Origin of the sequence: Streptomyces sp. NPDC101234, assembly GCF_044767525.1 — a bacterium.
Lineage (GTDB): Bacteria > Actinomycetota > Actinomycetes > Streptomycetales > Streptomycetaceae > Streptomyces > Streptomyces sasae.
This window is the reverse complement of record NZ_JBIWOA010000020.1, coordinates 129,872-154,058: the sequence shown is the minus strand read 5'-3', so window position 1 is coordinate 154,058 and position 24,187 is coordinate 129,872. Positions and strand designations below refer to the sequence as shown.

General features: G+C 69.6%; 18 protein-coding genes and 2 tRNA genes. 14 read left to right on the top strand and 6 right to left on the bottom strand.

Annotated elements, in window-relative coordinates; genetic code table 11:
• Positions 1 to 46 precede the first annotated feature (46 nt).
• Positions 47 to 694, bottom strand: coding sequence for an LPXTG cell wall anchor domain-containing protein (locus tag ACIRR9_RS32690; RefSeq protein WP_403759366.1), 648 nt, complete (start codon positions 692 to 694; stop codon positions 47 to 49).
• A 373-nt stretch (positions 695 to 1,067) separates the two neighbouring features.
• Here ACIRR9_RS32690 and ACIRR9_RS32685 point away from each other — a divergent pair, with 373 nt between their 5' ends.
• Positions 1,068 to 2,711: a serine/threonine-protein kinase gene (locus ACIRR9_RS32685; protein ID WP_403759363.1), complete on the top strand. Its 1,644-nt coding sequence runs from the start codon at positions 1,068 to 1,070 to the stop codon at positions 2,709 to 2,711.
• Positions 2,712 to 2,714: 3 nt separating this feature from the next.
• On the opposite strand, the gene ACIRR9_RS32680 is transcribed toward ACIRR9_RS32685, so the two are convergent.
• Positions 2,715 to 4,190, bottom strand: coding sequence for an amino acid permease (locus ACIRR9_RS32680; protein ID WP_403759232.1), 1,476 nt, complete (start codon positions 4,188 to 4,190; stop codon positions 2,715 to 2,717).
• Between the two features lie 228 nt (positions 4,191 to 4,418).
• Here ACIRR9_RS32680 and ACIRR9_RS32675 point away from each other — a divergent pair, with 228 nt between their 5' ends.
• On the top strand, positions 4,419 to 4,904 hold the full coding sequence (locus ACIRR9_RS32675) for a ribose-5-phosphate isomerase (protein WP_403759229.1): 486 nt from the start codon (positions 4,419 to 4,421) through the stop codon (positions 4,902 to 4,904).
• 464 nt (positions 4,905 to 5,368) lie between these two features.
• Positions 5,369 to 6,172, top strand: a complete 804-nt coding sequence (locus tag ACIRR9_RS32670) for an Fpg/Nei family DNA glycosylase (RefSeq protein WP_403759226.1) — start codon at positions 5,369 to 5,371, stop codon at positions 6,170 to 6,172.
• 7 nt (positions 6,173 to 6,179) lie between these two features.
• Here ACIRR9_RS32670 and ACIRR9_RS32665 read toward each other — a convergent pair whose 3' ends face one another.
• A complete protein-coding gene (locus ACIRR9_RS32665) occupies positions 6,180 to 7,424 on the bottom strand; it encodes a GNAT family N-acetyltransferase (RefSeq protein ID WP_403759223.1) in 1,245 nt (414 codons plus the stop codon).
• Positions 7,425 to 7,599: 175 nt separating this feature from the next.
• Here ACIRR9_RS32665 and ACIRR9_RS32660 point away from each other — a divergent pair, with 175 nt between their 5' ends.
• Both ACIRR9_RS32660 and ACIRR9_RS32655 read left to right on the top strand, forming a co-directional pair.
• A complete protein-coding gene (locus ACIRR9_RS32660) occupies positions 7,600 to 8,763 on the top strand; it encodes a PP2C family protein-serine/threonine phosphatase (RefSeq protein ID WP_365344744.1) in 1,164 nt (387 codons plus the stop codon).
• A gap of 45 nt (positions 8,764 to 8,808) precedes the next feature.
• Positions 8,809 to 9,255, top strand: coding sequence for an HD domain-containing protein (locus ACIRR9_RS32655; RefSeq protein ID WP_384566957.1), 447 nt, complete (start codon positions 8,809 to 8,811; stop codon positions 9,253 to 9,255).
• Between the two features lie 46 nt (positions 9,256 to 9,301).
• On the opposite strand, the gene ACIRR9_RS32650 is transcribed toward ACIRR9_RS32655, so the two are convergent.
• Positions 9,302 to 10,420, bottom strand: coding sequence for an acyltransferase family protein (locus ACIRR9_RS32650; protein WP_403759219.1), 1,119 nt, complete (start codon positions 10,418 to 10,420; stop codon positions 9,302 to 9,304).
• Between the two features lie 462 nt (positions 10,421 to 10,882).
• On the opposite strand from ACIRR9_RS32650, the gene ACIRR9_RS32645 reads away from it, so the two are divergent.
• Positions 10,883 to 11,077 (top strand): hypothetical protein, encoded by a 195-nt coding sequence (locus ACIRR9_RS32645; protein WP_365344739.1) that lies wholly within the window; start codon positions 10,883 to 10,885, stop codon positions 11,075 to 11,077.
• A gap of 292 nt (positions 11,078 to 11,369) precedes the next feature.
• Here ACIRR9_RS32645 and ACIRR9_RS32640 read toward each other — a convergent pair.
• Positions 11,370 to 11,440 (bottom strand) — tRNA-Gly (locus ACIRR9_RS32640).
• Between the two features lie 165 nt (positions 11,441 to 11,605).
• Here ACIRR9_RS32640 and ACIRR9_RS32635 point away from each other — a divergent pair.
• From ACIRR9_RS32635 to clpX, 5 genes are all read left to right on the top strand, one after another.
• Positions 11,606 to 11,682 (top strand) — tRNA-Pro (locus tag ACIRR9_RS32635).
• Between the two features lie 188 nt (positions 11,683 to 11,870).
• Positions 11,871 to 13,259, top strand: coding sequence for a trigger factor (gene tig / locus ACIRR9_RS32630; protein WP_403759216.1), 1,389 nt, complete (start codon positions 11,871 to 11,873; stop codon positions 13,257 to 13,259).
• 345 nt (positions 13,260 to 13,604) lie between these two features.
• Positions 13,605 to 14,213: an ATP-dependent Clp protease proteolytic subunit gene (locus ACIRR9_RS32625; RefSeq protein ID WP_123982002.1), complete on the top strand. Its 609-nt coding sequence runs from the start codon at positions 13,605 to 13,607 to the stop codon at positions 14,211 to 14,213.
• A gap of 67 nt (positions 14,214 to 14,280) precedes the next feature.
• Positions 14,281 to 14,946: an ATP-dependent Clp protease proteolytic subunit gene (locus ACIRR9_RS32620; protein WP_403759213.1), complete on the top strand. Its 666-nt coding sequence runs from the start codon at positions 14,281 to 14,283 to the stop codon at positions 14,944 to 14,946.
• A gap of 189 nt (positions 14,947 to 15,135) precedes the next feature.
• Complete coding sequence (gene clpX, locus ACIRR9_RS32615) at positions 15,136 to 16,422, top strand: ATP-dependent Clp protease ATP-binding subunit ClpX (RefSeq protein WP_403759210.1); 1,287 nt, start codon at positions 15,136 to 15,138, stop codon at positions 16,420 to 16,422.
• A 345-nt stretch (positions 16,423 to 16,767) separates the two neighbouring features.
• Here clpX and ACIRR9_RS32610 read toward each other — a convergent pair whose 3' ends face one another.
• The gene (locus ACIRR9_RS32610) at positions 16,768 to 17,220 is read right to left on the bottom strand and encodes a hypothetical protein (protein WP_403759207.1); all 453 of its coding nucleotides are present in this window, start codon (positions 17,218 to 17,220) and stop codon (positions 16,768 to 16,770) included.
• Between the two features lie 158 nt (positions 17,221 to 17,378).
• On the opposite strand from ACIRR9_RS32610, the gene ACIRR9_RS32605 reads away from it, so the two are divergent.
• The 3 genes from ACIRR9_RS32605 (at position 17,379) to ACIRR9_RS32595 (ending at position 24,185) form a co-directional block, all read left to right on the top strand.
• A complete protein-coding gene (locus tag ACIRR9_RS32605; protein WP_403759204.1) occupies positions 17,379 to 20,009 on the top strand; it encodes a valine--tRNA ligase in 2,631 nt (876 codons plus the stop codon).
• Positions 20,010 to 20,180: 171 nt separating this feature from the next.
• Positions 20,181 to 22,664, top strand: coding sequence for a SpoIIE family protein phosphatase (locus tag ACIRR9_RS32600; protein ID WP_403759201.1), 2,484 nt, complete (start codon positions 20,181 to 20,183; stop codon positions 22,662 to 22,664).
• 9 nt (positions 22,665 to 22,673) lie between these two features.
• Entirely contained in the window at positions 22,674 to 24,185 is a 1,512-nt protein-coding gene (locus ACIRR9_RS32595; RefSeq protein ID WP_403759198.1) for a bifunctional folylpolyglutamate synthase/dihydrofolate synthase, read from the top strand.
• Positions 24,186 to 24,187: the final 2 nt, after the last annotated feature.

Here is a 24,187-nt window from a genome sequence, read left to right as displayed (position 1 = left end):
AGGCGCAGAACGCGCCTCGGGCCCGCTTCGCATGCACGGGTGCCCGTCAGTCCGTCCGCCGCTGCGACCACCACACGCCCGCCGCCCCGGCCGCGATCAGCGCCGCGCCGGCCGCGCCCAGCGGCAGCACATCACTTCCCGCCCCGGTCTTCGGCAACTGGTCGCCGCCCGGCCCCACCGGCTTGTTGTCGGTGCCGAGCAGCAGCGGGGTGGCCGGGGCGTTCGGCGACGGGTTCGTCGTACCGAACGGCACCGGGCCCTGCTGCCAGAACGTCTTCTTCCCGTCCGCGGTCTGCACCGGCAGACAGATCTTCCCGGTCCTGCCCAGATCGAACGTGGCGTCGACCGCGTACGACTTCGACTTGCCCGGCCCGAGCGCGCCGACGGGACAACTGAAGGCGCTGTTCGAACCGGCTGGCAGATCCTTCTCCGCGATGGCGTCGCAGCCCTGAACGCCATTGACCTTCAGGCCGTCGAAACCGACCACCAAAAGCTTGATGTCGCCGCTGTCCTTCGTCCCCTCGTTCTTGACGGTGGCGGTGATCGCCGTTTTCTGTGAACTGTTGTCGACCGAGATCTTCCCGGGCAACGTGGTCGTCAGCTTCACACCCGCCGGTGCCTGGTCAACCGCCTTTCCCCCCTTGCCGCTTCCCGGTCCCTGGTCATCGGCGGCGGCCGTGAACGGCAGGATCATCACGGCCGAGAAAGATGCCGTGACCAGCGATCCCGTGACGACGGCCAGTCGCCGGGCCATACGACGAGAACTCATGTTCGTCCCCCTTGCAACCCCCTGGACCGCGCCTGAATTCGCGGTCACTTGAAGAGGTACCACAAGATTTCTCCGCACTATGCTGGTACGGCCGTAAGTGTGACCATTGCGTGTCGGCAGAGGCGGTCGTTGAGGGGGGTGCGGCGAATTGCCGGAGAATTCAGGGAGTTCAGGGAGTTCAGGGAATCCGGGGAATTCGGAGGGGCCGGGGAATTCGGAGAGCACGGGGCACGGTGGTGTTCCGGGGCTGCTGGTGACGGGTCGCTACCGGCTGGCCGAGAGTATCGGGCAGGGGGGAATGGGCCGGGTGTGGCGGGCCGCCGACGAGACACTCGACCGGCAGGTCGCCGTCAAGGAGATGCGGATCGACGGCCTCGACGCCGAGGACACCCGCACCCGCCGCGAACGCACCCTGCGCGAGGCCAGGGCCACCGCCCGCATCGACCACCCCAACGTGGTGCGGGTCTACGACGTCGTCGACGAGGGCGAACGGCTGTGGATCGTCATGGAGTTGGTCAACGGCCGTTCCCTGGAACGCATCATGGCCGAGGAGGGCGCGCTCGGCCCGCGTGAGGCGGCCCGGATCGGCCTCGGCCTGGTCGCGGCGCTGAGCCAGGTGCACGCCGGGGGAGTGCTGCACCGTGACATCAAACCCGGGAACGTCCTGGTCGAGAACGCCGGCGCCAGGGTCGTCCTCACCGACTTCGGTATCGCGGCCATCCAGGACGCCAAGGCGCTCACCATGGTCGGGATGCTGGTCGGCTCCCCCGACTACATGGCACCCGAGCGGATCGCCGGCCGTCCGCAGGGCCCGCCGTCCGACGTCTGGTCGCTCGGCGCGACCCTGTGCGCGGCCCTCGGCGGCCGCTCCCCCTTCACCCGCGACACCACCCTGGCCACGCTGCACGCGGTCCTCTACGAGGAGCCCGAACTCCCGTCCGCGGCAGGCCCGTTGCGCGACCTGCTGGCAGCGCTCCTGGAGAAGGAACCGACGGTCAGGCCGGACCTGGCGGAGGTGGAACAGGCGCTGCGCCCGGTGGCGTACCCGACGCAGACACCGACGGAGACGTATCCGGCGCCGGTTCCGGTACCTGTTCCCGCGGAACGCCCGACACCGGCGTACGTGGACCTCACGAAGCTGCGCCTTCCGGCACCGGAGGACGAACGCCCGCAGTCGCTCAGCGCGTCGACGGAGGCGGCCTCGGAACGCTCCGAGGTTCGCAGCGAAGCCCCGTCGAGCAATTCGGCGGACCCCACGCTGCAGCGCCCCGTAAGGGGCGCGGGGAACGGCGCGACCAGCCACCACGCACCCGCAGCGACCCACCACCGCAAGGCCCCCCGACGCACAACTCTCCTCGCCGTACTGGGATTCGCGGCTGTAGTCACCGCCATCGCCGTTCTCATTTCCACGACAGGCAGCGGCGACAGCGCCACAGCGAGCGGTACCTCCTCGACCACCCCGGCAACCACACCCACTTCATCGGCGCCCACAGTCGAGGGCACCACCCGCCCCCGCACCCTCCCACCCGGCACCCACCAGGAGGCCGGCGGCTTCGCCTGGGCGCCACCCACCGGCTGGCGAAGGGATGTGAAGACCGGCGCCGAGGTCCACTACACCTCGCCCGACGGCCGCCAGGAACTCGTCGCCAAGTCCTCCCTCGCCCGCGGCAACCTCCTGGACACCTGGACCGCCTCCGAGCGCAGCGCCCACCAGGGCCAGGACTACGCCAAGATCAAGCTCGCCGGGACGACCTTCCGCGGCTACCCGGCGGTGGTCTGGGAGTACACCTTCACCCTCAAGGGCACCCCCTGGCACGCACGGCTGCTGGGCTTCGACGCCGACGGGAAGTCGTACCAGATCAACACCTGGTACCAGCCGGCGATCGAAGCCCAGGCCGTGCGGACGTACGAACAGGTGAAGGAGGGCTTCACCCTGCTGTGAGCGTCAGCCGACGGACACCTGGTCGGCGGTCTCGTCGGCCCCGGCGGCCGCCGGCGCCGTACGGCCGCCGCCCGTCACCTTCTGCTTCACCAGGGCGACCGCGACCACCGCCGCCGCGACCAGCAGCGACAGCAGCACGGTCGTACGACCGCTGCTCGCGCCCTCCGTGTCGGTCAGCATGTAACCCAGGACGAACACGATCAGACCGGCCGTCGCCCAGGTCAGATACGGGTACAGCCACATCTTCACGACGAGCTTCTCCGGCGCCTCGGCCTGGATGATCTTCCGCATCCGCAGCTGCGAGAAGCAGATGACCAGCCAGACGAACAGGGCGATCGCGCCGGAGGAGTTGACGAGGAAGAGGAAGACCGAGTCGGGGAACTCGTAGTTGAAGAAGACGGCGACGAAGCCGAAGACGACGGAGGCGACGATCGCGGCCATCGGCACACCGCGCGAGGTGGTCCGCGCGAACGCCTTCGGGGCGTCGCCCCGCTGCCCGAGCGAGAACGCCATCCGGGAGGCCGTGTACAGACCGGAGTTGAGACAGGACAGCACGGACGTCAGCACGATGAAGTTCATGATCTGGCCGGCGTGCGCGATACCGAGGGAGTCGAGGGCGGCGACGTACGAGCCCTTCTCCTTGATCGACGGGTCGTTCCACGGCAGCAGCGAGACCACGATGAGGATCGAGCCGAGGTAGAAGACGCCGATCCGCCAGATGATGCTGTTGGTGGACTTGGTGACGGCGCGCTGCGGGTTCTCGGACTCACCGGCCGCCAGGGTGGCGATCTCGCTGCCCATGAAGGAGAAGACCACCAGCAGCACACCGGTGAGGATCGCGCCGGGACCGTGGGGCAGGAACCCGCCGTGGCCGGTGAGGTTGGAGAAGGACGCCTTGTCGTCGTGCACGCCGGGCAGCACACCGAGCACCGCCAGCAGGCCCACGACGATGAACGCGCCGATCGCGACGACCTTGATCCCGGCGAACCAGAACTCGAACTCGCCGTACGAGCCGACGGAGACCAGGTTGGTGGCGGTGAGCACCGTCATCACGATGAGCGCCCAGCCCCACTGCGGTACGGCCGGGATCCAGCCCTCCAGGATCTTGGCACCGGCGGTGGCCTCCACCGCCAGCACCACGACCCAGAAGAACCAGTACAGCCAGCCGATGGAGAACCCGGCCCAGCGGCCGAGCGCGCGGTCCGCGTGCGCGGAGAACGAACCGGAGGTCGGATTCGCGGCGGACATCTCGCCGAGCATCCGCATCACCAGCACCACGAGGGTGCCGACGAGCGCGTACGACAGCAGGATGCCGGGTCCTGCGGTGGCGATTCCGGAACTGGAACCGACGAAGAGGCCGGCGCCGATGACACCGCCGATGGCGATCATCGACAGATGGCGGTTCTTGAGTCCTGCGTGGAGACCGTTGCCGGGATCGCCGGCCTGGGTCGGGGCAGTCGTAGTCGGCTGCGAAGTCATGGGGGGAATTCCTTTGCGCCGGGTGAGCGGGCTCCCGTACGAGCGGCGTACGAGTTGGTCCAGTGAAACGGAGGTGGACTGATTCCTGAACCTTTGAATCCATATCGTTACTTGAGGTTTTCTTGAGGTTCTGTAGTCTTGCTCACGTTTCCGGGTTGCGTTCCGGGTCGCAGTCAGGGACGCGGCCCCGCCCCCGTCCGGTGTTCACACCCATGTCACACTCATCACATGCGCGTGTATCTCGGCTCCGACCATGCGGGCTTCGAACTCAAGAACCACCTCGTCGAGTGGCTGAAGGCGGCGGGTCACGACCCCGTCGACTGCGGCCCCCACATCTACGACGCCCAGGACGACTACCCGCCCTTCTGCCTCCGCGCGGCCGAGCGGACGGCGGCGGACCCCGAGTCCCTCGGCATCGTCATCGGCGGCTCCGGCAACGGTGAGCAGATCGCCGCGAACAAGGTGAAGGGCGTGCGCGCGGCGCTCGCCTGGAGCGAGGAGACCGCGTCGCTCGGCCGGCAGCACAACAACGCGAACGTCGTCGCGGTGGGCGCGCGCATGCACACGGAGGACGAGGCGGCGAAGTTCGTCGAGGCGTTCCTGAACACGCCGTTCTCCGAGGACGAGCGGCACATCCGCCGCATCGACATGCTGTCGGCGTACGAGACGACGGGCGACCTCCCGCCGATCCCGGCACACCACCCCCAGCAGTAGCCGTCTGCCCACCCGCCCACCCGACTCGGTCAGCCGAAGAAGCGAGGCCGAGGGTGGGTGGGCCGGGGGCGTGGCATGGGACCGGGGCTTCACACCACGAGCGACCGGCAGCCGTCCGACTGCGGGCCGGTGGGGGCTGATCGCGCAGTTCCTCCCCCAGCCTTCGGCCGGGACACCCCCAGCGCCCCTCACGGGGTGCTGCACCCTCCCGGCGTTCGACGGGCTGCTGCATCCTCCAGGCATGTGACGGGGTGCTGCGCCCTCCCGGCGTTCGACGGGCTGCTGCATCCTCCCGGCGTTCGACGGGCTGCTGCATCCTCCAGGCATGTGACGGGGTGCTGCGCCCTCCCGGCATTTGACCAGGCGCTGTCCTTCCCTCGAACCTTGCCTCGGGGGCTCTCCCTCCAGACGTTCACTCCTCCACCGACCGAGTCCGGTGGGTGGGTGGGAAAGGATGCACGTCAGTGCCAGAAGGGCACACGATCCACCGGCTCGCGCTGGACTACCGGCGGCTCACCGGACCCGTACGGGTCACCAGCCCGCAGGGCAAGTTCTCCGACGCCGCCGCGTTGATCGACGGCGCCCGCCTCACCCGCACCGAGGCCCACGGCAAGCACCTCTTCCTCGGCTTCCGCGACAGCGACTGGGTCCATATCCACCTCGGCCTCTTCGGCAAGGTCGGCTTCGGGGACGCCCCGGCACCCCCGGCCACCGACACCGTCCGGCTCCGCCTCGCCGACGCCACCTCCTACGTCGACCTGCGCGGCCCCACCACCTGCGCCCTGATCACCGACGAGGAGAAGGAAGCCGTACACGCCCGGCTCGGCCCGGATCCGCTCCGCGCCGACGCCGACCCGGGCGCGGCGTACCGGAGGATCTCCCGCAGCCGTACGACGGTCGCCGCCCTGCTCATGGACCAGAAGGTCATCGCCGGCGTCGGCAACGTCTACCGTGCCGAGGTCCTCTTCCGGCACGGCATCGATCCCTATCGCACGGGCAAGGACCTCACCCCCGCCGAATGGGACGCCGTCTGGGCCGACCTCGTCGAGCTGATGCACGAGGGAGTCCGGAACAACCGGATCGACACCGTCCGGCCCGAGCACACCCCGGAGGCGATGGGCCGCCCGCCGCGCGTCGACGACCACGGCGGCGAGGTGTACGTCTACCGCCGGGCCACCCTGCCCTGCCACATCTGCGGCAGCGAGATCCGCACCGCCGACCTCGCCGCCCGCAACCTCTTCTGGTGCCCCGCCTGCCAGCAGCGCTGACCGCTCGCTAGAAGCCGTGCGGCGGCCACGGCGGCACCGGTGACCCGAACGCCACCGACGCCTCCGTCAGCGCCCCCGGCCGCAGTTCGGCCACTCGGCCGGCCCGTGCCAGCGACAGCAGCGACACCCCGCCGAGGTACGCCGCCCCCAACTCCCGTACGGACAGCGAGAGATCGGCCGCATCCGTCGTACGCTCGCAGGACGCGCCCTTGGTGTCCCCGGTCAGCCGCCAACGCCCCGTGTTCCACGGGCAGAAGGCGTCGTCCACGTCCAACACGACGTCCACCGGCGTCTGGTAGGTCCGTGCGGCGAGTGCCGTACCGACGTCGACGGGACGGACGTACACCGAATCCCGCAGCTGGGTCCGGCAGCGGCGGATGTCGGAGACCAGGTACTGCCAGGCGTCGTCGACCGGCCGCCTCCGTACCGCCAGTGTCGTCATCAGGTCGATGCCGAACAGGAACCGCCACAGCGCCGCGTCGGTCGCGGGGTCCAGTGCGACCAGCTCCTCCAGCGTCACCGTGCCGTCGTGCCCGCTCTGCGACCAGCCCATCTTCGTTCGGAACCGGGCCCACCCGGTGACCCGCCCGTCCAGCTCCGCGACCACGCACTGCAGCGCCGACGCCCCGCCCCGCCCGCTCTCCGGGTCGAGCAGCCCCGCCTGCTCCCAGCCGGGCCGGCGGGCCAGCATCCCGGGCCGCCGCAACACCAGCTCCGCGTACACCTCCTCGCACACGTCGAGCACCTCGGCCGGTTCGGCGTACCGCAGCCGTACGTCGTCGGTGCCGGCCGGTACGGCGAGGGTCACCCGGCTCGTGTCGATCTCGGCCTGCAGCTGGAAGGCCGCGGCCCCGTACCCGAAGCGGCCGTAGATCGCCGGCTCGGACGCGTACAGCGCGGCCAGCGGCTCGCCCAGCGCGTGGCTGTCGTCCAGCAGCCGCCGCATCATCGAGGTCAGCACCCCGCGCCGCCGGTGCGTCGCGGACACGCTCACCATGGTGATGCCCGCGGTGGGCACCGCGGCCCCGCCCGGCACGCTCATCCGGAAGCTGAACGCCCCTGACGTCCCCACGAGTTCACCGCCGTCCAGAGCGGCCAGCGAACGCTCGCACTCCGTGAGGGAGCGGTCCAGTTCGCGCTCCTCGGCGGGCGCCGGACCGGCGCCGAAGGCCCGCACCAGGTGGTCCCACCACCCGTCGAACTCCTCGGGCCGCAGGACCTTCAGCTCGGTCGTCGTACGGTCAGTCGCCATGAGCCATCCCTATCAGGGGCATTGTGGGACGAGCGAGCGAATTTCTCGCGGATGCCGACGCGACGGCTCCGGGTGAAGTTCACTGTGAAGTTGCACTCGAAGTCGAGCCTCGGACGGGGGACAAGTGGGACCTCCCGTGCCAAGAAGCTGGTCCGATGGATAGGGTCCCGAACTAATGGCAGCAGACGGAGAGCGGCGCGGGAAGGCCGAGACGTTGACGGCCCGGTGGAAGATGCAGTGGCACCGGGCCCGCGTCGGCGTGCGCAGAAGCGCCGTGGACTACTTCCGCGGCGACGGTTCCGACTGGATCGCGCTGGCCGGACTGCTCCTCACCATCCCGGTCCTCGCGGCCATGACCCTCGCCAACTCGGTGTGGTTCTCCCCGGCCACCCTGGTCCTCCCGATCATCGCCGGCGGCCTGCTGCTGCGCCCGGCGAGCCTGCTCGGCCTGTACGCGGCGGCGGCGACAGCCCTGATCGTGGAGTCGGTACGGCTCGGCCCCTATACGGAGGGCCCCTCCAGGGTCACCCCGGGCGTGGTCCTCGTCGTCGCGGCCTGCGGTTTCTTCGGCCTCCTCACCGCACAGTTCAGAAGCCGCGTGGGCGTCCCCTGGCGGCGCGGCGGCACCATGCTCTTCGACCTGCGCGAACGCATCCGGGTGCAGAGCAAGCTGCCGAAGCTGCCGCTGGGCTGGCACCGCGAGATGGCCCTGCGGCCGGCCGGCGGGCAGTCCTTCTCCGGGGACTTCGTGGTCGCGGCCCGTACGAACAACGGCCGCACGATGGAGGTCGTCCTCACCGACGTCTCCGGCAAGGGCATGGACGCGGCGTCCCGCGCGCTGCTCCTGTCCGGCGCGTTCGGCGGCCTCCTCGGCTCCCTCCCGCCGCACGCCTTCCTCACGGCCGCCAACGGCTACCTGCTCCGCCAGGACTGGGACGAGGGCTTCGCGACCTCCATCCACCTGGTCCTGGACCTGGACTCCGGCGACTACGAGCTGTTCTCGGCCGGCCACCCGCCCGGCCTCCAGCTCAGCGCGGGCAGCGGCCGCTGGGAGGAGAAGGCGGCGGAGGGCCCCCTGCTGGGCGTGTACGACGGCGCGCAGTTCGACCCGGTCAAGGGCTCCCTGCGCCCCGGAGACGTCCTGATGCTCTTCACGGACGGCCTGGTGGAGACGTCCGACCGGGACATCGTGGAGGGCATCGACCGCCTGACGGGCGAGGCGGACCGCTATGTGGCCGGCGGCTTCCACGGGGCCGCCTGGCACCTGATCGAGGCGGTGGCGAAGGACGTCAACGACGACCGGGCGCTGCTGCTGATCTGCCGGGAGGCGGCGAGGTGAGGTAGCGGACGGGGGCGCCGCACAGCAGTGGCGCATACTCGCACCGTGACCCACCTCTCCCTCCCCGAAGTCGAGGAACTCGCCCGAGCCGCCCATGCCGGGCAGACCGACAAGGCCGGCCGTCCCTACGCCGAGCACCTCGCCGCCGTGGCCGAGGGCGTCCGTGCCCGCGGCGGAGACCCCGACCAGATCGCCGCCGCCTGGCTGCACGACTCCGTGGAGGACCACGCCCTCACCGAGGAGTGGCTGGACGCGGCCGCCCTGAGCCCCCGGACCAAGGCCGTCGTCCGTGCCGTGACCAAGCGCCCCGGCGAGCCTCCCGAGTCCTACGCCGAGCGCATCCTCACGACCCCCGGCGCCCTGCTCGTGAAACAGGCCGACCTCGCGCACAACGCCGACCCCGGCCGGCTCGCCGTACTGGACGAGGGCACGAGAGAACGGCTGACCGAGAAGTACGCCCGGATGCGCGCCCTTCTCGGCCTCCCTGAGTAGACGTCTCCGCGTGAGCGTCTCCGCGTGAACGTCTCCGCGGGAGCGGCTACGCGCCGGCCATCGCCCGGCTCCGCCGTTCCCGCTCCCGGGCCAGTTCCGCCGCGTCCTGCCGGAACGCCCACTCCATCTCCGGCTCCATGGCGAACCGGAACACCCGCCGGACGGGGCGCGTGCACAGCAGCGTGACGCCGGCGCCCGCGACCGCGGTGACGAGGATCTCGCCGAGCGGCCCGTGCAGCCACTTCGGGTCGAACCAGCCCGCGTGAACGCCGTACTTCACCACGAAGCCGTGCAGCAGATAGCCGTACAGCGTGCCCGCGCCGAGCGTCGTGAACCACATCCTCCGGCCCGGTACCCAGGAGAAGAAGGCGGCCGTCAGCAGCATCGAGCAGCCGAACAGGGCGAGCACCATCACCGGCCCGCACCACCACGGCGCACCCAGCTCCTGCGCGGAGTCACGGTGGTAGAACCACGCGGGGTTCATCCGCGGCGCCGCCCACCAGGCGAACACCAGCGCGGCCGCGAACACCGGGACCGCGGCGATCCGCACCGGCCGGCGGCGCACCAGCCGGAAGTGCTCGGGCCTCAGACACAGGCCGAGCACGAAGTACGGCAGGAACTGCAGGACCCGCTGCAGGTCGAGGTCGTCACCGATGGACGGGGACACGGACGCCAGCATCGCGATGAGGAAGGCGACGGGAAGGGGGTGGCGGAGGGCCTTCCAGATCGGCGTGGTCAGGCGCCAGACGAACAGCGCGCACAGGAACCAGGTCAGGTACCAGGGGTCGAGCAGGCTGATGTCCTGGCCGGGGGAGTCGTTCACGAACCGCTGGAACAGCGAGTACCCGGTCTCGAACAGGACATACGGCACGACGACACCGGTGACCAGCCGCTTCAGCCGGTCCGGGCGCATGTCGAAACCCCGGGAGAAGTAGCCGGAGATGATGATGAACGCCGGCATGTGGAAGGCGTACACGACGGAGTACATCGCCTCCAGGACGCGGCTGTCACCCTTCAGCGGCTCCCAGGAGTGACCCATCGCGACGAGCGCGATCGCCAGGTACTTGGCGTTGTCGAAGAACGCGTCGCGCTGTCTGTCCGCCGGCGGACGGGCCGGGGGACGGGGTGTTCGGTTCTGGCCGGGGGTCGTGGCGGCGTCAGACATCTGAGGCACCCTAGCGTTGCCTGTGGGAATTCGTAAAACCGCCGATGTGATTCCTGGATATGGCTCGTGATCGATTGTGAATCGACCGCGGATTTAAGGAAGTCGATGTCTCTGGCAATGCCGTTCCATGCGGCACTTACGCCCACGATGTCCCTATTCATCCCGACTAATTGGGTCATAACGTCCGCGCGCGGCCTGGCCTTGTGGCGTCTGTGCCTTCAATTCGAATTAGCTGCGCACATGTTGTGTGGACACTGAAACCAAGGCCGCCGATTGCCTTGGTTCTATGGGCGGGTGGACCCTCGAATTACTGTGCGGGCGGTGGTCGGTGTGCGCTGCGCTGTCGACGTTGTGTCACGGGCCGCATAGTGCGGCCGGGTTGGTGGCACGATGGTTCTGGCGGGGGTGCGGGGTCGTACCCCTGGGCCGGGAGAGCGGAACCGACCGAGGGTGTGATCAGTTGTGGCCATTTCACTGTCCGTGGTGTTGCTGTTGGCGATCATCCTGGTAGTGCTGATCAGAGGGGGGAACATCAAGGCCGGCCCCGCGATCGTCGCGATCCTCTTCGGCTTCTTCCTCGCCTCGACCGGGATGGCCCCGTCGATCCAGCGGTTCCTCGACTCGATAGCGCAGACCATCAACTCGATCAACTTCTGACCGCGCGGGGAGCGCGGGGGAGCCGGACGACGGAACGCGGGGCGGCGGTGGCATGGGCATGGCCGGCCCGACCGCCCCGATCGCCGGCGCGCCTCACCGCTCCTGCTGCCGCCTCGATCGGCGTCGGCAACCCCCGGCACCCTCTTCACCCGTATGGGTGACTCCCGCTACGCCCTCTGTGGCATCCGTTGATCGCCCGGCCCGCCCCCGTCCGCCGGAGGGGCGCCAGGGCACGACGAAGGCCCAGGCGAGGGGTGAATTCACCCTCTGACCTGGGCCTTCGACTGTTCAGAGCGGGCGACGGGAATCGAACCCGCGTAGCTAGTTTGGAAGACTAGTGCTCTACCATTGAGCTACGCCCGCACAACATGCGCCGCAGGTCGGCGACCGCGGCACAGGAGGCATCGTAGCGGGTCGTCCGCCGCCTAGGCCAACGCGTTGGGCTGCGCGTATGTGGGATGCGTATGCAGGTGAACAAAGCGAACGACGCACACGGCCCAGGCATGTACCCTACGTGTCGCACCGAAACGGGGTGTGGCGCAGCTTGGTAGCGCGTCCGCTTTGGGAGCGGAAGGCCGTGGGTTCAAATCCCGCCACCCCGACCACCATCTGACGGCGTCCGCCCTGATCGCCTTTTGGGGCGCTGAGCGGCTGCGGTTACTATGCAAGCTGCGCGCCCGTGTGTCCCGGCCCGCCAGACGGCGGCCTACGAACTCCTCCGGGCGGCGAAACTCCGCCGGGCCCCTCTGGGTACCGGCAGAACCCAAGAAGTCAGCCACAAGGAGACCGAACCGTGAAGAGCGCCGTGGAGACCCTGAACCCGACCCGGGTTCGGCTCACTGTCGAGGTGCCCTTCGAGGAGCTCAAGGACAGCCTCGACGCGGCGTACCAGAAGATCAACCAGCAGGTCACGGTGAAGGGCTTCCGTAAGGGCAAGATCCCGGCCCGGGTCATCGACCAGCGGTTCGGTCGCGGTGCGGTGCTGGAGGAGGCCGTCAACGACGCGCTCCCGAAGTTCTACACCGAGGCGGTCAACGAGGCCGAGCTCAGCCCGCTCGGCCAGCCCGACGTCGACATCACCGAGCTGAAGGACGGCGAGACGCTGAACTTCACCGCCGAGGTCGACGTCCGCCCCGCCCTCGAGATCCCGGACTACACCGGCATCGAGGTCGAGGTCGACGCCGTCGAGGTGACCGACGAGGACATCGAGAAGTCCGTGGAGCAGCTCCGTGAGCGCTTCGCGTCCACCTCCCCGGTCGAGCGTGCCGCCGAGGAGGGCGACGTCGTCACCATCGACCTGGAGGCCAAGGTCGACGGCGAGGTGCTGGAGGACGGCATCGCCAGCGGTGTCTCCTACACCATCGGCTCCGGCGAGCTGCTGGACGGCATCGACGACGCCGTGAAGGGCCTGGAGGCCGGTGGCGAGGCCACCTTCGCCTCCGAGCTCAAGGGCGGTTCCGCGGCCGGCAAGGAGGCCGAGGTCACCGTCAAGGTCACCCAGGTCGCCGCCCGCGAACTGCCCGAGCTGGACGACGAGTTCGCGCAGCTCGCCTCGGAGTTCGACACCCTGGACGAGCTCAGGGCCGACAGCCGCAAGCGGCTCGCCAACATGAAGACGTACGACCAGGCCACCCAGGCCCAGGAGCGCGTCCTGGAGAAGCTCCTGGAGCTCGTCGAGGTGCCCGTCCCCGAGAAGCTCCTCGAGGACGAGATCAACACCCGCAAGCACAACCTGGAGCACCACCAGCTCGGCCAGATGGGTCTCGACCTCGAGAAGTACCTGGAGATCCAGGGCAAGACCGCCGAGGAGTTCGACACCGAGACCCGCGAGGCCGCGGTCAAGGGCATCAAGACCCAGTTCGTCCTGGACGAGCTGGTCAAGAAGGAGAACCTCAACGTCAACCAGGAGGAGCTCACCGAGCACCTCATGCGGCGTGCGGCCTCCTCCGGCATGTCCCCCGACCAGTTCGCCCAGGCCGTCGTCGAGGGCGGCCAGGTTCCGCTCCTGGTCGGCGAGGTCGCCCGCGGCAAGGCCCTGGCCGTCGTGGTCGAGGCCGCCACGGTGAAGGACACCAACGGCGAGATCGTCGACCTGGACGACGAGGACGAGGACGAGACGGAGGCCCCCGAGGCCGCCGCCGAGGCCACGGACACCGCCGACGAGGAGAAGGCCGAGGGCTGAGCCCTCCGGCGCCCGTAACGGCGTACAAGGGGCTCCTGGGACTGTTCCCGGGGGCCCCTTTGTCGTACACGCCAGGAGCAGCGCCCCGTCAGGGGCGCGGACAACTGCGCGACAAGCCCCCGCGCACCCGCACGCGCCCACGCACCTCCACGCGCACGGCGAAGAGCGGTCGGCCCACCCCCGCAGCCGCTACGCCCCCGGCGAACAGCCCTGTTACCGGGATTCCCCGAAGGGACCATCGCGTTAGGGTCCATGAGTACGAGGGCAGCCAAGCCCCCGGCTACGGAAACGTGAGACGGCCCGGCGCCGTCGTAAAGACGAGCAGGTGGATACGTGACGAATCTGATGCCCTCCGCCGCCGACGGGCCTTCCATCGGTGGTGGCCTCGGAGACCAGGTCTACAACCGGCTGCTCGGCGAGCGGATCGTCTTCCTGGGCCAGCAGGTGGACGACGACATCGCGAACAAGATCACCGCACAGCTGCTGCTGCTCGCGGCCGAGCCCAACAAGGACATCTTCCTCTACATCAACAGCCCCGGCGGCTCGGTGACGGCCGGCATGGCGATCTACGACACCATGCAGTTCATCCCGAACGACGTGGTCACCATCGCCATGGGCATGGCGGCCTCGATGGGCCAGTTCCTGCTCACCGGCGGTACCGCCGGCAAGCGCTTCGCCCTGCCGCACACGGACATCATGATGCACCAGGGCTCCGCGGGCCTCGGCGGTACGGTCTCGGACATCAAGATCCAGGCCCAGTACCTGCTGCGGACCAAGAAGACCATGTCCGAGCTGACCGCCCTGCACTCCGGCCAGACCGTCGAGACGATCATCCGCGACGGCGACCGCGACCGCTGGTTCACCCCGGAAGAGGCCAAGGAGTACGGTCTGATTGACGGGATCATCACGCATGCCTCCGGTGTTCCGGGAGGCGGCGGCACCGGCGCCTCCTGAGCGCGGCCACGCCACGCTCCGCCGAGACTCCAGCCCCCCGAACGCCACCAGGACGGTGAACACCCTCATGAGCAACTTCCACGGCGGCGCCGACGCCCGTTACGACGGCCCCCGGCCCGACGCCCGCTATGTCATCCCGCGCTTCGTGGAGCGCACCTCCCAGGGCATCCGCGAGTACGACCCGTACGCGAAGCTCTTCGAGGAGCGCGTGATCTTCCTCGGCGTCCAGATCGACGACGCCTCCGCCAACGACGTCATGGCGCAGCTGCTGTGCCTGGAGTCGATGGACCCCGACCGGGACATCTCGATCTACATCAACAGCCCGGGCGGCGACATGACCGCCCTCACGGCGATCTACGACACGATGCAGTTCGTCAAGCCCGACATCCAGACGGTCTGCATGGGCCAGGCGGCCTCCGCCGCGGCGATCCTGCTGGCCGCCGGTACGCCCGGCAAGCGCATGGCGCTGCCGAACTCCCGTGTGCTGATCCACCAGCCGGCCGGTTCCACCGGCCGCGGCCAGCTCTCCGACCTGGAGATCATCGCCAACGAGTTCACGCGGATGCGTGAGCAGCTGGAGAACATGCTGGCCAAGCACTCCAACCGGCCGCTGGAGAAGGTCCGCGAGGACATCGAGCGCGACAAGATCCTCACGGCCGAGGAAGCGCTGGAGTACGGCATCGTGGACCAGATCATCTCCACCCGGAAGATGAACAACGCGGACGTCCGCTGACAGAGGATGTATTCTCTGCCGCCCTTGGCATGGTTTGACCACGTGCTCGGCAAGGTGCACGTCAAAGTGAACCGTGCCAAGGGGGGCCCGTACGGGGGTCCCGGCAAGGTACCGTCGACATAAGGCAGCACCAGGAGCCGCTGGATTCGAAAGAGTCCAGGCGACTCCCAGGCGAAGGGGAAGCACACCGTGGCACGCATCGGTGACGGCGGCGATCTGCTCAAGTGCTCGTTCTGCGGCAAGAGCCAGAAGCAGGTCAAGAAGCTCATCGCAGGGCCCGGTGTGTACATCTGCGACGAGTGCATCGACCTCTGCAACGAGATCATCGAGGAGGAGCTCGCCGAGACGAGCGAGGTGCGCTGGGAGGAACTCCCCAAGCCCCGCGAGATCTACGAGTTCCTCGAGGGCTACGTGGTGGGCCAGGAGCCCGCCAAGAAGGCCCTCTCGGTCGCGGTGTACAACCACTACAAGCGCGTCCAGGCCGGCGAGAACGGCGGCGCCCAAGGCCGCGACGACGCCATCGAGTTGGCGAAGTCCAACATCCTGCTGCTGGGCCCCACGGGCTCCGGCAAGACGCTCCTCGCACAGACCCTGGCCCGCATGCTGAACGTCCCGTTCGCGATCGCCGACGCGACCGCGCTGACGGAGGCGGGCTATGTGGGCGAGGACGTGGAGAACATCCTCCTCAAGCTGATCCAGGCGGCCGACTACGACGTCAAGAAGGCCGAGACCGGGATCATCTACATCGACGAGATCGACAAGGTCGCGCGGAAGAGTGAAAATCCGTCGATCACGCGAGACGTCAGCGGTGAGGGCGTCCAGCAGGCCCTGCTGAAGATCCTCGAAGGCACCACGGCCTCGGTCCCGCCGCAGGGCGGCCGCAAGCACCCGCACCAGGAGTTCATCCAGATCGACACGACGAACGTCCTGTTCATCGTGGGCGGTGCGTTCGCCGGCCTGGAGAAGATCATCGAGTCCCGGGCGGGCGCCAAGGGCATCGGCTTCGGCGCGACGATCCGCTCCAAGCGCGAGCTGCAGTCCAAGGACCAGTTCGAGGACGTCATGCCTGAGGACCTGGTCAAGTTCGGCATGATCCCCGAGTTCATCGGGCGTCTCCCCGTCATCACGTCGGTCCACAACCTGGACCGCGAGGCCCTGCTCCAGATCCTCATCGAGCCGCGCAACGCGCTCGTCAAGCAGTACCAGCGCCTTTTCGAACTCGACGGCGTGGAGCTGGACTTCGAGCGCGAGGCCCTGGAGGCCATCGCCGACCAGGCCATCCTCCGCCAGACCGGCGCGCGCGGCCTGCGCGCCATCATGGAGGAAGTCCTGATGTCCGTGATGTACGAGGTCCCGTCCCGCAAGGACGTCGCCCGCGTGGTCATCACGGCCGACGTCGTCCACTCCAACGTCAACCCGACCCTGATCCCGCGCGACGCGCGGGGGCGGGGGCCGGGGGAGCAGAAGACGGCGTAGGCGGTTCTGGTATGACCTGAAGGGGGCGCCCGGCGATAGTCGCTGAGCGCCCCCTCCCCTTTGGTGGATCGATGCGGAACGAACCGGTGAGGGCATTGTCTAGTGAGACCGCACTCCCGTGCTGCTGGGGCGGTCCTCCGTACGGTCCCGGCTGGTTGTAACTCATGCCCGCCGTTCCTCCCGTTGGCTGTGCAGTGGCGGCCATCCTTCCGGATGACGTTGCACAGGGCGGCGCCCGGGCCGCATCGTTACCAAACGTGCAAACGATGCGGCCGGACAGTCCCCTCGGCGGGCTCCTGCGGCGAACTGCATAGGGAGGCGCTGGTCATTGGCGGAATGGGCTGACTACCACTGCGGGTTGCTCTCGCCATCGGTGACGCAGGAGTTGAGCAGGGAGTCCCCCTCGAATATGCCGATCTGTCGCCAAACCGTGTGTATACCGCCGGAGTCAGTCGCGGTGGTGTTCCAGGTCTGGTCCGTCCCTTCACCTGCGTACAGGTGGTGCCAGCTCCAGTAGTGGTTGCTGCCGTCCGACCTGCGCGTGACGAGTCGTACCGCCACGTGATGGCCGTCCGCTCTGAGGTCCTTGACGTACAGGCTGACGTCGGCGAGGGAGTTCTTGCCTGTGTAGGACTGGTCGCCTCCCCCCGACGCGGCGGCATGCGGGGCCTCGAAGCCGTCGCTCCAGAGGGCCGTGCACCCCCGCCACGCGGCCGCAGCGGGTTGGGCGCTGACGGTGGTGAGCACGAGGCAGGCAGTGGCCATGACCCCAGCTGTTGCTGCCAGATACCGCTTCATGGTGCCTCCTATGTCGTGATGTGAGCATGGCAAATGTAATCAAACTTTTGTTCGCATGTCATGTGGTTAGCGTTGGCATCTGTAGCTGTGTCGCTTTGGCCGGTTGGCGGTCAGGATTCGGTTTAGAGGTGGGGATTGCTTCCCCCTAAACTGACCCCGTGACCGAGAATGCTCAGCAGCAGCCCACAGCGCCCAGCACCGAACTGCCGACCCAGTACGCGCCGGCCGACGTAGAGGGGACGCTGTACGAGCGCTGGGTAGAGCGCGGTTACTTCGCGGCCGACGCCAAGAGCGACAAGCCCGCGTACACCATCGTCATCCCCCCGCCGAACGTCACCGGCTCCCTGCACCTGGGCCACGCCTTCCAGCACACGCTCATGGACGCCCTCACGCGCCGCAAGCGCATGCAGGGCTTCGAGTCGCTGTGGCTGCCCGGCATGGACCACGCCGGTATCGCCACCCAGAACAAGGTCGAGCAGCAGCTCGCCGAGGAGGGCAAGTCCCGCCAGGACCTCGGCCGCGAGGAGTTCGTCGAGCGGGTCTGGCAGTGGAAGGAAGAGTACGGCGGCAAGATCCTCGGCCAGATGCGCCGCCTCGGTGACGGCGTCGACTGGGACCGCGAGCGCTTCACCATGGACGAGGGCCTGTCCAAGGCCGTCCAGACCATCTTCAAGAAGCTCTACGACGACGAGCTGATCTACCGCGCCGAGCGCATCATCAACTGGTGCCCCCGCTGTCTGACGGCCATCTCGGACATCGAGGTGGAGTACCAGGAGGACGACGGCGAGCTGGTCTCCATCAAGTACGGAGAGGGTGACGAGACGCTGGTCGTCGCCACCACGCGTGCCGAGACGATGCTCGGTGACACGGCCGTCGCCGTCCACCCCGACGACGAGCGCTACAAGCACCTGGTCGGCAGGCGCATCAAGCTCCCGCTGACCGACCGCACCATCCCCGTCGTCGCGGACACGCACGTCGACCCGGAGTTCGGCACGGGCGCCGTGAAGGTCACCCCGGCCCACGACCCGAACGACTTCGCGATCGGCCAGCGCCACGGCCTGGAGTCCATCACCGTGATGGACGAGCGGGCGGTCATCACCGTCCACGGCCCCTTCGAGGGCCTGGACCGCTTCGAGGCGCGCTCCGCGATCGTCGCGGCGCTGCGCTCGCAGGGCCGGATCGTCGCCGAGAAGCGGCCCTACGTCCACAGCGTCGGCCACTGCTCGCGCTGCAAGACCACCATCGAGCCGCGCCTGTCCATGCAGTGGTGGGTCAAGGTCGGCCCGCTCGCCAAGGCCGCCGGTGACGCGGTCCGTGACGGCCGCGTCAAGATCCACCCCGAGGACATGTCGAAGCGGTACTTCGACTGGGTCGACAACATGCACGACTGGTGCATCTCGCGCCAGCTGTGGTGGGGTCACCGCATCCCGGTCTGGTACGGCCCCGAGGGCCAGGTCGTCTGCGTCGGCCCCGACGAGCAGCCGCCCGGCACCGAGGCGGAGGGCTGGAAGCAGGACACCGACGTCCTGGACACCTGGTTCTCCTCCGGCCTGTGGCCGTTCTCCACCCTCGGCTGGCCCGAACAGACCGCGGACCTGCGGAAGTTCTACCCGACCGACGTCCTGCTCACCGGCCACGACATCATCTTCTTCTGGGTCGCCCGGATGATGATGTTCGGCCTCTACGCCATGGACGGCGAGGTCCCCTTCAAGACCATCGCGCTGACCGGCCTGGTCCGCGACGAGCGCGGCAAGAAGATGTCGAAGTCCTTCGGCAACGTCGTCGACCCGCTGGACTGGATGGACAAGTACGGCTCCGACGCCGTCCGCTTCACCCTGGCCCGCGGCGCCAACCCCGGCACCGACGTGCCGATCGGCGAGGACTGGGTCCAGGCGTCCCGCAACTTCGCCAACAAGGTCTGGAACGCCACCCGCTTCGCGCTGATGAACGGCGCGACGCTCGACGGCCCGCTCCCGGACCCGTCGGAGATGTCGGCGACGGACCGCTGGATCCTCTCCCGTCTCAACAAGACGGTCGCCGAAGTCGACGCGTTCTACGACGACTTCCAGTTCGCGAAGCTCTCCGACTCGCTCTTCCACTACGCGTGGGACGAGGTCTTCGACTGGTACGTCGAGCTGTCCAAGTCCACCTTCCAGGCGGGCGGCCGGGGCGCCGAGGTCTCCCAACGCGTCCTCGGCGAGGTCCTGGACGTCACCCTGAAGCTCCTCCACCCGGTGATCCCGTTCGTCACGGACACCCTGTGGACGACGCTGACCGGCGGCGAGTCGGTCGTCATCGCCGACTGGCCGGCCGACAGCGGCTTCCGTGACGAGGCGGCGGAGAAGGAGATCGAGGCCCTCCAGTCCGTCATCACCGAGGTCCGCCGCTTCCGCGCCGAGCAGGGCCTGCAGGACGGCCAGCGGGTCCCGGCCCGCCTCACCCTGGACGGCACGGCCCTCGCCCCGCACGAGGCCGCCATCCGGCAGCTGCTGCGCCTCCAGCCGGAGGGCGACGCCTTCGCGGCGACGGCCACTCTCCCGATCGCCGGTGCCACGGTCGCCCTCGACCTCTCCGGCACGATCGACATCGCCGCCGAGCGCAAGCGCCTCGCCAAGGACCTGGCGGCGGCCGAGAAGGAGAAGGCCCAGGCGACGGCCAAGCTGGGCAACGAGGCGTTCCTGGCGAAGGCCCCGGACAACGTGGTGGACAAGATCCGCGGCCGTCTGGCCAAGGCGGACGAGGACATCGCGCGTATCCAGACCCAGCTGGACCGCCTCCCGCAGGCGTAACAGCCCCGAGCGTCCCCGAAGGCGTCCGGCGGCCCGTTCCACAGGGCCGCCGGACGCCTTCGCGTTTCCCCCGGGTCGCCAAGCGAGGACCCGCCACCGCCCTACAATCCAAAAGTAGGAACATGCCCTTGATGTTCCGTTTTGGTGCTTTGTGGCGGAGGGAACGCCCGCATGCTGCGCAGGGGCCGAGCGAAACCGTCTCCGCAAGGAGGACTGGCTCCCCTGACGGCTGTCGCGGGCGCCCTGCTCGCCGTGCTCATCGGCCTCGTCTTCCTGATGCTGGTGTGGGCGATCCGGGACGCGCACAGCTCCCTGCTGACGGCCCGGAGCGGCCGACCGGCCCTGGACCAGGCCGGAGTGGTCGAGAAGACCGTCCTCGACGTGGAGGGCGGGCAGGAGACCTACCTCTTCACCCGGCAGGGCCAGTTCCTCGCCTCGTGGCAGGCCGCACGGGCCGCGTTCCCCGCCCAGGCGCAGCGCCTGGTGGACGTCAGCACGTCCCCTGCCCAGCGGCAGCTCGCCCAGCAGATCCGGCAGGGCGGGCAGACCTTCATCGACGACTACTCGGTCCCGCTCGTCCATGCGGCCCGCAGCGGTGCTCCGGCGGCCAGCGGCGTGGCGCGGACCCTGCAGGGCGAGCGACGCGTCGACATGCTCCGGGACCAGTTCGCCCGCTACGTCGCCGCCGAGCGTGCCGCCATCGGCAGACGCGAGCACGCCCTGGAGGGCCGGATGCACATGCTGACGGTCGCGGCCTCCGTCGGCGTGGGCGGGGCGGTCCTCCTGATCGTCGGCTACGGCGCCTATGTGACCCGGGTGGTCGTCTGGCCGGTGCGCCGGATGGCCGGCTTCGCGACCCGGCTGGCCGCCGGGGACCTGAGCGCACGGGTGCCGCTCTCCGGCCGGCGGGAGATCGGGCAGCTGGAGACGGCGTTCAACACCATGGCCGGCTCCCTGGAGAAGAGCCACCGGCGGCTCAGACTGCTCTACGACGCCGGTACGGCCGTGGGCACCACCCTCGACGTGCGCCGCACCGCCGACGAACTGGTGCGGGTGACCGTCCCCCGCTTCGCCGACCATGTCACCGTCGACCTCCAGGCGGCCGTCCTCACGGGAGGCGAACTGGTGGCCGCCGACGGCGCCGTCCTGCGCCGCGTCGCCCGGGGAGGCGTCCGGGACGAGTCCCCGCTGGCCCCCGTCGGCGCGCTCGTCGCACCGCCCGCACCGCCCGCACCGCCCGCACCGGCCGGGAACGGCACCCGCGCGGCCCTCCTGGCCGACCTGCGCGCCGCCCCCGAGGGATGGGCTCTCGACCGCCCGCTCACGGAGCGGCTGCTCGCGTACGGCATGGCCTCGCTGATCACCGCGCCGCTGTCGGCACAGGGCGTCCTCATGGGAGTGATCGCCTTCTGGCGGACCCGGGACTCCCCGCCGTTCGAGGAGGACGACCTGTCCGACGCCGAGGAACTGGCCGCGAAGTCCGCACACGCCATCGACAACGCCCGCCGCTACACCCGGGAGCGCGAGACCGCACTGGCACTCCAGCGCAGCCTGCTGCCGCACGGCCTGCCCGAGCGGCCCACCGTCGACTTCGCCTACCGCTACCTCCCGACCGGCACCAGCGCCGGGGTCGGCGGTGACTGGCTCGACGTGATCCCCCTGTCGGGCACCCGGGTCGCCCTGGTCGTCGGCGACGTCGTCGGCCACGGCATCCACGCCTCCGCCACCATGGGCCGGCTGCGCACGGCGGTCCGCACCCTCGCGGACGTCGACCTGCCGCCCGACGAACTCCTCACCCACCTCGACGACCTGGTCATCCACCTCGACGACGGCGGCGCGGAGCCGACCGGCGAGGTGGGTTCGACCTGTCTGTACGCCGTCTACGACCCGGTCTCCCGGCGCTGCGCCCTCGCCAGCGCGGGCCATCCGCTGCCCTTCGTCATCACTCCCGAGGGCGCGGTGGAGCCGGCCCCCGGCCAGGCCGGACCCCCGCTCGGGCTCGGCGGGCTGCCGTTCGAGACGACCGAACTGGACCTCGCCCAGGGCACCACCCTCGCGCTGTTCAGCAACGGCCTGGTGCACTCCCGCAGCCTCGACATGAACCAGGGCCTGGAGCGGCTGCGCTGCGCGCTGGCGACGCCGGGGGCGTCGCTGGAGGCGGTCTGCGACCGGGTGGTGGCCACGCTGCGCACCGGCGAACCCGCCGACGACGTCACCCTGCTGCTCGCCCGGACCCACGCCCTGCCCGCCGACCGGGTGGCCACCTGGGAGGTCCCCGCGGACCCCGAGCACGTCGCCCGGGCCCGGACCCTGGCCACCGGCCAGCTCGACGCCTGGCGGCTGGACGAGCTGTCGTTCACCACCGAACTGGTGGTCAGCGAACTCGTCACCAACGCCATCCGCTACGGCGCCGCCCCGATCCGGCTGCGGCTCATCCGCGACACCGCCATGCTGATCTGCGAGGTCTCCGACGGCAGCAGCACCGCCCCCCACCTGCGGCGGGCCCGTGTCTTCGACGAGGGCGGCCGGGGCCTGCTGCTGGTGGCCCAGCTCACCCAGCGGTGGGGCACCCGGCAGACCTCCGCCGGCAAGACGATCTGGTGCGAACAGGCGCTGCCGACGGCCGACGCGTCCGGGCCCCCGGGAGGCTCCTAGACTGGTCCCGTGAGTGATCTGCCCCCGCGCGACCCCAATGAGAGCTTCGACGACTTCGACGAGATCATCGAGGCCGAGACGGACCGCGACCCCGATCTCGCGCTGATCGAGGCCGGCAGCCGGACCCTGCGCACCCAGGGCGGCCCGCCCCAGGGCGACGTGCCCGCCCGCCCCGAGGACCCCGAGGTCGACAAGACCCTGCGCGAGGTCGAGGCGGAGCTCGCCACCCGCTGGGGCGAGACCAAGCTGGAGCCCTCGGTCACCAGGATCGCCGCCCTCATGGACGTCCTCGGCGAGCCGCAGCGGTCGTACCCCTCGATCCACATCACGGGCACCAACGGCAAGACCTCCACCGCCCGCATGATCGAGTCCCTGCTCGGCGCCTTCGACCTGCGCACCGGCCGCTACACCAGCCCCCATGTGCAGTCGGTCACCGAGCGCATCAGCCTCGACGGCGCCCCCGTCTCCGCCGAGCGGTTCATCGAGACGTACCAGGACATCAAGCCGTACGTCGCGATGATCGACTCCCAGCAGGAGTACCGGCTCTCCTTCTTCGAGGTGCTCACCGCGATGGCGTACGCGGCCTTCGCGGACGCCCCCGTGGACGTCGCGGTCGTCGAGGTCGGCATGGGCGGCTCCTGGGACGCCACCAACGTCATCGACGGTGATGTCGCCGTGGTCACCCCCATCGACCTCGACCACACCGACCGGCTCGGCGAGACCACCGCGGCGATCGCCGCCGAGAAGGCCGGGATCATCAAGCAGGACGCGACCGTCATCCTGGCCCAGCAGCCGGTGGACGCGGCCCAGGTGCTGCTGAAGAAGGCCGTGGAGGTCGACGCGACCGTGGCCCGCGAGGGCCTGGAGTTCGGCGTCGTCGCCCGCCAGGTCGCCGTCGGCGGCCAGTTGCTCACCCTGCGCGGCCTGGGCGGCGAGTACGAGCAGGTCTACCTCCCCCTGCACGGCCCCTACCAGGCGCACAACGCGGCCGTCGCGCTCGCCGCCGTCGAGGCGTTCTTCGGCGTCGGCTCCCAGCGCCCCGAGCCCCTCGACATCGACACGGTCCGCAAGGCCTTCGCGGCCGTCTCCTCGCCGGGCCGCCTCGAAGTCGTACGACGCTCCCCGACCGTCGTCCTCGACGCCGCCCACAACCCGGCCGGCGCCCGCGCCACCGCCGAGGCGGTCGGCGAGGCCTTCGACTTCAGCCGGCTGATCGGCGTGGTCGGGGCCAGCGCCGACAAAAACGTACGAGGGCTCCTGGAGGCCTTCGAGCCGATCTTCGCCGAGGTCGTCGTCACCCAGAACTCCAGCCACCGCGCCATGGACGCGGACGAGCTGGCCGCGATCGCCGTCCAGGTGTTCGGCGACGACCGCGTCCAGGTCGAACCGCGGCTGCCCGACGCCCTGGAGGCCGCGATCACGCTGGCCGAGGAGGAGGGCGAGTTCGCCGGCGGCGGGGTGCTGGTCACCGGCTCCGTCATCACCGTGGGCGAGGCCCGGCTGCTCCTGGGGAGGCGCTGACC

Excerpts from the sequence above, each read along its gene's own strand:
- ACIRR9_RS32610 (WP_403759207.1), bottom strand. The coding sequence starts at position 17,220 with ATGAAGCGGTATCTGGCAGCAACAGCTGGGGTCATGGCCACTGCCTGC.
- ACIRR9_RS32660 (WP_365344744.1), top strand. The coding sequence starts at position 7,600 with ATGGCAGCAGACGGAGAGCGGCGCGGGAAGGCCGAGACGTTGACGGCC.
- ACIRR9_RS32600 (WP_403759201.1), top strand. The coding sequence starts at position 20,181 with ATGCTGCGCAGGGGCCGAGCGAAACCGTCTCCGCAAGGAGGACTGGCT.
- ACIRR9_RS32675 (WP_403759229.1), top strand. The coding sequence starts at position 4,419 with ATGCGCGTGTATCTCGGCTCCGACCATGCGGGCTTCGAACTCAAGAAC.
- ACIRR9_RS32690 (WP_403759366.1), bottom strand. The coding sequence starts at position 694 with ATGATCCTGCCGTTCACGGCCGCCGCCGATGACCAGGGACCGGGAAGC.
- ACIRR9_RS32665 (WP_403759223.1), bottom strand. The coding sequence starts at position 7,424 with ATGGCGACTGACCGTACGACGACCGAGCTGAAGGTCCTGCGGCCCGAG.
- ACIRR9_RS32650 (WP_403759219.1), bottom strand. The coding sequence starts at position 10,420 with ATGTCTGACGCCGCCACGACCCCCGGCCAGAACCGAACACCCCGTCCC.
- ACIRR9_RS32680 (WP_403759232.1), bottom strand. The coding sequence starts at position 4,190 with ATGACTTCGCAGCCGACTACGACTGCCCCGACCCAGGCCGGCGATCCC.
- ACIRR9_RS32685 (WP_403759363.1), top strand. The coding sequence starts at position 1,068 with ATGGGCCGGGTGTGGCGGGCCGCCGACGAGACACTCGACCGGCAGGTC.
- ACIRR9_RS32620 (WP_403759213.1), top strand. The coding sequence starts at position 14,281 with ATGAGCAACTTCCACGGCGGCGCCGACGCCCGTTACGACGGCCCCCGG.
- ACIRR9_RS32625 (WP_123982002.1), top strand. The coding sequence starts at position 13,605 with ATGCCCTCCGCCGCCGACGGGCCTTCCATCGGTGGTGGCCTCGGAGAC.